Annotated in this window: 10 protein-coding genes; 5 read left to right on the top strand and 5 right to left on the bottom strand. The window is 67.1% G+C overall.

Annotated features, from left to right (window positions below):
- Positions 1–72 (bottom strand): TetR family transcriptional regulator (locus tag SREC43747_RS21935; RefSeq protein WP_236623126.1); only part of this gene is annotated, 72 nt, incomplete at its 3' end.
- Positions 73–329: 257 nt separating this feature from the next.
- Here SREC43747_RS21935 and SREC43747_RS0110200 point away from each other — a divergent pair.
- Together SREC43747_RS0110200 and SREC43747_RS0110195 are read left to right on the top strand one after the other, a co-directional pair.
- Positions 330–1487 carry an acyl-CoA dehydrogenase gene (locus SREC43747_RS0110200; protein WP_029721117.1) on the top strand — a complete coding sequence of 386 codons (1158 nt, stop codon included), beginning with the start codon at positions 330–332 and terminating at the stop codon, positions 1485–1487.
- 227 nt (positions 1488–1714) lie between these two features.
- Positions 1715–2155, top strand: coding sequence for a DoxX family protein (locus SREC43747_RS0110195; protein WP_051387929.1), 441 nt, complete (start codon positions 1715–1717; stop codon positions 2153–2155).
- On the opposite strand, the gene SREC43747_RS0110190 is transcribed toward SREC43747_RS0110195, so the two are convergent.
- On the bottom strand, positions 2156–2620 hold the full coding sequence (locus tag SREC43747_RS0110190; RefSeq protein WP_236623124.1) for a YkvA family protein: 465 nt from the start codon (positions 2618–2620) through the stop codon (positions 2156–2158).
- 124 nt (positions 2621–2744) lie between these two features.
- On the opposite strand from SREC43747_RS0110190, the gene murJ reads away from it, so the two are divergent.
- Positions 2745–4370, top strand: a complete 1626-nt coding sequence (gene murJ / locus SREC43747_RS0110185; protein ID WP_037331723.1) for a murein biosynthesis integral membrane protein MurJ — start codon at positions 2745–2747, stop codon at positions 4368–4370.
- Between the two features lie 7 nt (positions 4371–4377).
- Here the strand turns inward: murJ and SREC43747_RS0110180 are convergent, their stop codons facing one another.
- The gene (locus tag SREC43747_RS0110180; protein ID WP_029721112.1) at positions 4378–5103 is read right to left on the bottom strand and encodes a type 1 glutamine amidotransferase; all 726 of its coding nucleotides are present in this window, start codon (positions 5101–5103) and stop codon (positions 4378–4380) included.
- Positions 5100–6446: a MurT ligase domain-containing protein gene (locus SREC43747_RS0110175; RefSeq protein WP_081722512.1), complete on the bottom strand. Its 1347-nt coding sequence runs from the start codon at positions 6444–6446 to the stop codon at positions 5100–5102. The genes SREC43747_RS0110180 and SREC43747_RS0110175 overlap by 4 nt, the downstream gene beginning before the upstream one ends.
- A 126-nt stretch (positions 6447–6572) precedes the next feature.
- Between SREC43747_RS0110175 and SREC43747_RS21035 the strand changes: the two genes are divergently transcribed.
- Complete coding sequence (locus tag SREC43747_RS21035; protein ID WP_152528378.1) at positions 6573–6878, top strand: hypothetical protein; 306 nt, start codon at positions 6573–6575, stop codon at positions 6876–6878.
- 175 nt (positions 6879–7053) lie between these two features.
- Positions 7054–7179 carry a hypothetical protein gene (locus SREC43747_RS22155; protein ID WP_269077842.1) on the top strand — a complete coding sequence of 42 codons (126 nt, stop codon included), beginning with the start codon at positions 7054–7056 and terminating at the stop codon, positions 7177–7179.
- 154 nt (positions 7180–7333) lie between these two features.
- On the opposite strand, the gene SREC43747_RS0110165 is transcribed toward SREC43747_RS22155, so the two are convergent.
- Positions 7334–8173 (bottom strand): siderophore-interacting protein, encoded by an 840-nt coding sequence (locus SREC43747_RS0110165; protein WP_029721110.1) that lies wholly within the window; start codon positions 8171–8173, stop codon positions 7334–7336.
- Positions 8174–8252: the final 79 nt, after the last annotated feature.

Below are 8252 nucleotides of genomic sequence, written 5' to 3'. Positions count from 1 at the left end.
CCCCACCCCCGCTGCTTCGGCGATCTCGTCCACGGTCGTCTTCTCGAACCCCTGCTCGACGAAGAGGTTCATGGCGGCCAGCGCCAACGCGCTGCGCACCTCGCGCCGTCCGCGGACAGTGCGACCAGAGCGGTGCTTCGAAGAGGGAGCAGCAGCCTCTGACATGGCGGGAATATAGCACTCACAGCATTGCTAGTGGCACTGAGTGCCGTTACCATAGCGGCGATTTGGCAGGAGTTCATCCCAATGCCGCATCGGCACACCTCCTGCCCAGATCTCTGAGCCACGACCACATATCCAGCATTCCGCTGGCAGCAAGGAGGCATCCGGTGGATCCGAGCTTCGACACCTACAAGCTGGCCGAGGAACACGAGGCTCTCCGGGAGTCCGTGCGCGCACTGGCCGAAAAGGAAATCGCTCCGCACGCTGCAGAGGTCGACGAGCAGGAGCGCTACCCCCAGGAAGCCCTGGAAGCGCTGGCCAAAGCCGGGTTCGCCGCGGTCCACGTGCCCGAGGCCTACGGTGGCCAGGGCGCCGACTCGGTGGCCACGTGCATCGTCATCGAAGAGGTCGCCCGGGTCTGCGCCTCCTCTTCGCTGATCCCAGCGGTCAACAAACTCGGCACCATGCCGATCCTGCTCTCCGGCTCGGAAGAGCTGAAGAAGGCCGTGCTGCCGTCGATCGCCTCCGGTGAGGTGACGGCCTCCTACGCCCTGTCCGAGCGGGAAGCCGGTTCGGACGCCGCCTCCATGAAGACCCGAGCCCACCTCGACGGCGACCACTGGGTGCTCAACGGCAGCAAGTGCTGGATCACCAACGGCGGTGTGTCGAAGTGGTACACCGTCATGGCCGTCACCGACCCGGACAAGGGGGCCAACGGCATCAGCGCTTTCGTCGTGCACGCCGACGACCCCGGTTTCGTGGTGGGCCCGAAGGAGAAGAAGCTCGGCATCAAGGGCTCCCCCACCGCCGAGCTGTACTTCGAGAACTGCACCATCCCGGCGGACCGGATCATCGGTGAACCGGGGACCGGCTTCAAGACCGCGCTGCGCACCCTGGACCACACCCGCCCCACCATCGGTGCCCAGGCGGTCGGCATCGCCCAGGGCGCCCTGGACGCCGCCCGGGCCTACGTCAAGGAGCGCAAGCAGTTCGGCCGCGCCATCGCCGACTTCCAGGGTGTCCAGTTCATGCTGGCCGACATGGCGATGAAGACCGAAGCAGCGCGGCAGATGGTGTACGTGGCCGCGGCTCGGGCCGAGCGCGGTGAACCGAACCTCGGGTTCATCTCCTCGGCGGCAAAGTGCTTCGCCTCCGACGTCGCGATGGAGGTCACCACCAATGCCGTCCAGCTGTTCGGCGGCGCCGGCTACACCCGGGACTTCCCGGTGGAGCGGATGATGCGGGACGCCAAGATCACCCAGATCTACGAGGGCACGAACCAGATCCAGCGCATGGTCATGGCTCGTTCCCTGCTTCGGGACTGAGGCTGCTGCGGGTGGCAGCGCGCCAGCCGGGTGCTGCCACCCGCCTTCCCCACCGAACGGTGCGGTGCGCACCGCCCCGCACCCCTCTCCCCGCCAGCGCTGCGCACCGGTGGCCGTGGCCGAGCAGCCCCGCACCGGGATGACTGCCGCACCGGCAACCACCACAATGGCGGAAAGCGCAGGTCCCGGTGCACCGCACCGGTGACCGGAACGAGCGGGAGTCCCTCATGAACGCCGCGCAGAGCTTCTTCGCCTTCCTCGCCAGGTTGTGCGTGGGCATCGTGCTGATCGCCCACGGCTGGCAGAAGGTCTTCGTCCACGGCATCGACGGCACGACCCAGAACATGGCAGGCATGGGTGTGCCGCTTCCGCAACTCGCCGCCTGGTACAGCTCCATGGTGGAGCTGGTGGGCGGGATCCTCCTGGTGGTGGGCCTGTTGCTGCCCGTGGTCGGGCTGTTGATCGCCGTCGACATGGTCGGCGCCCTGGTTCTGGTGCACTTCCCGCACGGCCTGTTCTTGCCGAACGGCTTCGAGTTCGTGCTGGTCCTCGGAGCGGCCGGTCTCGCGCTCGGCTTCAACGGCGGCACCTGGTCAGTGGATCACGCCCTCTTCCGACGGCGCCGGAAGAACGAGCGCACCGAACGGCCCCCGGCCACGGGGTTCTGACTATTCACGCGCTCGCCCCCCCGAGGCCAGGTAGTTGCCGGACTCCGCGTACAGGCTGGTCACCAGCCACGCTCCAACACCGATGTCATCGCTGACCCCCAACAGCGGCAACAGGTCCGGGATGAAGTCGAGCGGCCAAACCAAGTAGATCAGCGCGATCACCCACAGGACCGCCTGGTACCGCCGCAGCACCGGGTTGGTTCCGCGCAAGGTGTCGACGAACATCCGCGGCACGGCCCGAACCCGTTGCAGCGGCCCGAAGTTCTCTTGGCGGTGCACTTCGGCGACTGCCTTGACCGGCGCCAACCGGCGGCGGACCGTTGCCACCACCCCGGCCACGACCGTCCCCGCCCCGGCGGCGATGAAGGCGAACGGCAGCAGCCATCCTCCCGCGCCATCCCCTCCCACGGTGAATGCCAGCACCACCCCGACGAGGGCGAGCGATCCACCAACAGCTGCCAGCAAAAGATCCTCCCGATGCAGGTTCCCCGATCAGGTTGCCATGGGCAATCGAGCGCCCGCTGCCCGGCGGGAACACCTGATTCGTGGCACGGTCAGCTCAGTCGCCTGACAGCTGGGAGGGGACGCTTTGGTCGAAACCGGGTCTCGTTCTCGAAGTTCTTCCCTCGCCCGCGCGAGCAGTGCCATGGCGCTCGGCACCGCGGTCAGCCGGGTCAGCGGTTTGCTGGCGAAAGTGCTGCTGGTCGCCGTCCTGGGCCTGGGAGTGGTGAACGACTCCTACACGGTGGCCAACACCTTGCCCACCGTGGTCAACGAGCTCCTGCTGGGCGGTGTGCTGACCAGCATCGCGGTTCCGCTACTGGTACGCGCCCGAGAACGCGGAGAGCACGAGGGCGAGGCGTACGCCCAGTGGATGGTGACCATGGCGGTCGTGCTGCTGGCGGCGGCGACCGTGTTGGCCGTGCTGGCGGCTCCGCTGCTCACGCACCTCTACTTGGGTGCGGACACGCGCGCGAACGCCGAACTGACCACGGCGTTCGCCTACCTGCTGCTGCCCGGGATCATCTGCTACGGGCTCTCGGCACTGCTGCAGGCGATCTTGAACGTGCGCGGCGTCTTCGGCATCCCGGCGTGGGCGCCGGTGGTGAACAACGTCATGGTGATCGCCACGGTCATCTGCTACGCGCTGATGCCGGGCGAGATCTCGACCGACCCGGTCCGGATGGGCGAGCCGAAGCTGCTGGTGCTGGGGCTGGGAACCGCCTCGGGCATTGCCGTGCAGAGCCTGGTGATGGCGGTTTCCCTGCGTCGCAGCGGTTTCCGGTTCCGCTGGCGGTGGGGCTGGGACCGGCGGTTGAGCGAGTTCGGTTCCCTCGCCTTCTGGGTCCTGATGTACACCGTGGTCAGCCAGGTCGGCATGGTGGTGATCACGCGGGTGTGCGGGCAGGGCAGTCCCGGGAGCGTGGCGACCTTCAACTACGCCTGGCTGCTGTCCCAAGTCCCCTACGGCGTGCTCGGTGTTTCCCTGCTGACCGCGCTGATGCCCAGGATCAGCCGTGCGGCGGCGAACCGGGAGGTCGGCGAGTTCGTCTCCGACTTGGGGTTGGGGGTGCGCCTCACCGCGATCCTGCTGATGCCGGTGAGCGCTGTGATGATCGTGGCCGGCAGTTCCATCGGAGTGGCGTTCTTCTCCATCGGTGCCAGCGGGGTGGCTGCCGGGGACCGGCTCGGGATGACGCTGGCCGCGCTGGCGATCGGGATCGTCCCGTTCGCGATCACCATGCTGCAGTTGCGCGCGTTCTACGCGATGCACGATTCGCGCACTCCCACCTGGATCAACGTGGTGATGGTCGCGGTCCGCAGCGTGCTGTGCTACGCGGCGCTCGCCCTGCTGCCGCCGGAGCACGTGGTGATCGGAGTGGCTTTGGCGATGTCGTTGAGCTTCGTCATCGGCGCGGTGCTGGGCCAGCTGTGGCTTCGCCTCCGCATCGGTCACCTGCAGACTTGGCGCACCGCAGCGGGCATCGCGCGCACGGTTTTCGCCTCGGCTGTCGGTTGCGGGTGCTCTGCTGCGGCCGTGGCGCTGCTGCACCGGGTTCTTCCTCCGCTCTCCCCGGTGCCCGACGCCTGGCTGGGCTTGGTGGTGCACGCGGTGGTGGTGCTCGCGGTGACCTTGGGAGTGCTGGCCTTGCTCCGGGCACCGGAGTTGAGCCCGGCCGTGGAGCGGCTGCGCCGGTTGGCGCGCCGCGGTTGATCGGCTGCTATTTGCGCTGCCGCAGCGGCTGCCTGGTGCGCTCCTTGCGCAGCGCGGGCAGTTCCGGGAGTTCCGGCAGCGGTTCGAGCGGCTCTCCGATCGCCCATTCCAGCAGCAGGTCGGCCAGTTTCGGATTGCGGGCCAGCACGGGACCGTGCATGTAGGTGCACACCACGTGCCCGGCCACCGCACCTTCGGCTTCTGCTACGCCGTTGCCGATGCCGCGCAGCACTCTTCCCAGGGGCTGGGTGCTGCCGCCGAGCCTGGTTCGTCCCAGGTGGTTCTCGAATCCGGTCAGCATTCCCACGTCGCCGAGGGTGCACTGGGTGCTGACCTCGCCGATGGCGCGCTTGCTGCCGGGTTCGGTGACGGCGTCCACCAGCTCCAGGCCGGAGCGCTCCGCCCCGTCTCCGGTGGTGAACTTGGTGCCCAGGATCTGCAGGCCGCCGCAGATGGCCAGGATCGGCACACCGCGCTGGGCTGCGCGCTTCAGCCCCGGCCCTCGGCTGAGGAAGCGGACGGCGGCTATCTGGGCCACGTCTTCCCCGCCACCGAGGACGTAGAGGTCGCAGCTTTCCGGAACCGAGTCCGCCGAGGACAGCACGGTGATGGTTTCGCTGGGGATGCCGCGCCACTTCATGCGCTGCGCGAGCACTTGCACGTTGCCCCGGTCTCCGTAGGTGCCGAGCAGGTCCGGCAGCAGCAGTGCGATGCGGACGGCTTCCGTGGTCATTTCTGGTCCCTCCCGGCGAACAGGTCGCGGAAAGCTGTGTAGTTGGCGATCACGTCCGGTTCCCCGGCTGGAAGCAGGCGCAGCGCTTCTTCGACGCTGGGGGCCACTTGGCAGGGCACTTCCTCGTAGCGGAGCCGGATCGCGAGGTCCAGCGCCCGATCACCGGTGACCAGCACGTGGCGATCGCGCAGGACGGAGAAGTCGATGTCCCACAACCAGGAAACGTCGTAGCCGTCGGCTTCCCGGCTGTTGACCACCAGGACGAGCGGTTTCCCGTTGTGGGCCACCAAGTCGAGCATTTCCAGCCAGCTGGCGGGGTTCTTCGCCAGCAGCAGCCGCACCTGGCGGCCGTCGAGCCGGATGGTGCTGTACCGTCCGCTGGCCTGTTCGAGGGTGCGGATCCGCCGCAGGGCGGCTTCCCCTTCGCAACCGAGGTGCAGCGCAGCGGCCAGGGCGAAGGTTGCGTTCACCCGGTTGACGTGGCCGGGCAACCGGAGCGGCAGTTCGTGCGACACGCCGTACGGGTCGATCACCCCGGTCGGGGTGACGATCCAATCGGCCGGTGGCCGGTGCAGACCGCAGGAGCACTTCCAGTCGTCTTCGAGGTCGGAGAGGAAAACGCCGCACCGGGGGCAGTTCTGGGCGTCTTCTTTCCAGCGCACCCCGCCGGAGACCCAGGTGACCGAGGGGTGGTCCACCGCTGCGGCAACGATGTTGGGGTCGTCCCGGTTGGCGATGACGTGGGTCTGGGGAGCTTGCTGCAGGGCTCGACGCAGACTTGCCTGCACCGTGCGGATCTCGCCGACCCGGTCGAGCTGGTCGCGGCTGAGGTTGAGCAGAACGATCACCGCTGGCTGCAGCTGTTCGGTCGCCTGGGCCAGGTGCAGCTCGTCCACTTCGAGGGCGGCGAAGGGGGCGTCGAGCTGACTGATCAGTGCGGTGGCATGCCCGTCGAGCATGTTGGCGCCGGTCGCGTTGGTCACCGTGGCGGCGTTGGAGCGAAGGGCTTCCGCGATCATTTGCGTGGTGGTCGTCTTGCCGTTGGTCCCGGTGACCATCACGATGCTGCGGCCGGTGGCCAGCTGAGCGAGCAGCCGGGGCTGCAGCGCCATGGCGATGCGGCCACCGATCATCCCTCCGCTGCCCAGCCCGAGGCGGCGGGACATCGAGGTGGCCAGTCGCGCGACCCGTACCGCCAGGCTGCTGCGAAGATCGAGCCGGGGTGGACGTTCGTGCTCCGGAATCGACGGTGCGGGAACGGCTTTCCACTGCTGACCGGTTTCCTGATTTCCGGTAGTGACGCGATTGCCAGCGTTCTCGATGCTCCGCCTGGTCTCGGCCATGCGTCTCCTCCCCCCTTGCGTGCATTGCGCGGATGCGCTGATGCACACCGGGCGCAGCTCGGTCGCTGATTTTCGCGAACCGGTTGCTTTCGCCCGTCGTGTTCCAAGTGTGGAGGCAGATTCCCGATGCAGCGCGCTGATCTGAACCGGCGCATTCGGCGAAAAACATCACAGATCACCGGGGGTCAGCTCGCGTCCGGGGACTTGTGGAAAGATTTCACCGGCGTGGAGCGGGAATTCTTCCGTCCTGGTCGGGCGTCGCCCTGTGGAACCCATCCGCTGCCCCGATTTCCACATTCGCAGGGCGAGGACGACGCCCTCTTGGCACAGTTGTTCACTCGAAAAGTGAACAACTCACTCGAACAGGCAGGCGTCTTTACAATTCGTGACATCTCCCACGAGAGCGTCGCGGGTGAAAGTGATTTGTTCTGATCAGCTTTTTCGCGCTCAACAGCCAGATTGACGGGCAGTTACAACATCCTCTTTTGGAAAAATTTCATCCGGTCGAGTTTATCGTGTCAATACAGACAGCGATCACTATTCGTCGGATTACGGTGGAAGCAATCCCGATGGTCCTTCTGCCTCGGAGACCCGAAGGGAGCTCGCCATGATCCAAGCGCTGCTGTTCATCCTGCTGACCGCCGTGCTTCTCGTCGGAATCCTGTGGACGGCGTGGGACGTCCGCGACGAGCTGCGCCGCGACCGGATCAGGTGGTCGAGTCCGCGCCGCTGAGCGCGCAGGACGGGCACAGCGGCGCTGCGAGCGGAAGACTTCCTCTCGCGGGAAATCCGCGCAACGCCAACCGCGCGCCAGTCATCAGCTTCTCAATCCACTGAGGACGCGAAAGCTGGTGCGGCAATCAGCCGCACCAGCTCGAAACCCGGACTCAGTCAGCCTGCGGATCGTCTTCAGACCTGCCTTGGCGCCAGTACCCCATGAACGTCACCGCGTCCCGGGACCAGCCGCGCTCGGAAACCAGGTGGCGGCGAACGCCGGTGACCATGTTCGCTTCCCCAGCGACCCAGGCGTACCAGTCCGCGCCGCTGAGGTCCGCTGCGCGCACCGCCTTCTCCACAGCGGTTCCCGGAGCGCCTTCTCGCGGCAGCCAGTGCAGCTCGACATCGGCGGCGCTGGGCAGCGGCAGCGCGTCGTCCTCCTCGGGAATTTCCGCGAAGACCTTGGCGTGCACTCCCACCGGCAGTTCCCGCAGGATCGCACCGATGGCCGGCAGCGCTGTCTCGTCCCCCACCAGCAGAGTTCGGCCCTGCAGAGCGTCCATCCGGTACTCAACGCCGGAAAGCCTGCTCCCGTGCGGATATTCGGCGTTGGGCGCGTAGATCAGCAAGCGGTCACCCGGCACGGCGCGCATCGCGAACGAAGCACCGGGCCCCTCGCCGTGCAGCACGAAGTCGACGTCCAACTGCTCTTGGCGCGGCCGGAACGCGCTGACCGTGTAAGTGCGCAACCTCGGTCGCAGATGGACGGGGAGCTCCCGCATCGCCCGCAGCGGACGCGGCCCTGACGGCACCACCACTTCGCTCTGCCCCTCGGCGGGGAAGACCAACTTGATGCGCTGGTCCAGGCCACCACTGGTCATGTGCTCGAGTTCCGGACCGGCGAAGGTCAAGCGGACCATGTTGGGGCTGAGCCGGGACGCGGCCACCACCTCGACGTCGAAGAGCCGGAAGGCTTCGACCGCGGTGGCTGGGTAGGTAGTGATGGTCATACTGGCTCCCACTGCGTTGTGCTTGCCCGCTCGATGCTCCGGCCGGATGAAGTTAAACCGAGGCTAACCTAACTCCTCA

It is taken from the genome of Saccharopolyspora rectivirgula DSM 43747 (genome assembly GCF_000497205.1).
Classification (GTDB): Bacteria; Actinomycetota; Actinomycetes; order Mycobacteriales; family Pseudonocardiaceae; genus Saccharopolyspora; species Saccharopolyspora rectivirgula.
Note: the sequence above shows the minus strand (reverse complement) of the source record. Positions and strands in the feature narration are given on the sequence as shown.